General features: G+C 59.9%; 1 protein-coding gene. It reads right to left on the reverse strand.

Annotation, left to right across the window (positions count from 1 at the left end):
• Positions 1 to 240: c-type cytochrome (locus SB772_RS39180; protein WP_410838413.1), on the reverse strand; the 240-nt coding region annotated here is incomplete at its 3' end.
• Positions 241 to 449: the final 209 nt, after the last annotated feature.

A 449-nucleotide genomic window follows, 5' to 3' on the forward strand; every position in this document is an offset into this window, starting at 1 on the left:
CATGCACAATCCACGCGGCGGCATAGCCTTGAAACCCTGGGTCACATGCCTCACGAGTACATCCACACCTTGCGCCAGCCTTGGCTCCCACGCTGCCCGGTTACCCCGCTGGGGGGCCTGGGGCAACTGCCCGGCGTGACAGGCCGCACACGTGCGGTTGTACAACACCTCGGGATCCTGTGTAGCCTGTGCGCTGAAAAACGGCAGGAACATACCGACAGCAAGCAGCCATTTCGCCATGCGGAACGACCTTCAGGGTTGGGGGCCGCGCTGCGTTCTGATGCGCGAGCTATTGTTCGACACCCCATGCTCGCTCTCCTTCGCTGGGAGAATGAGCACACAAAAACTGGGGCATTATATACTTCCGCCATCCAAACGGAAACGACACCGCTTGCCAGGCTCGAGCCTTCAGAGTCAGGCAACACCCACATCGGATATCCCATGCAAGT

Origin of the sequence: Paraburkholderia sp. SIMBA_030, from assembly GCF_046535245.1 — a bacterium.
In the GTDB taxonomy this organism is placed as follows: Bacteria; Pseudomonadota; Gammaproteobacteria; order Burkholderiales; family Burkholderiaceae; genus Paraburkholderia.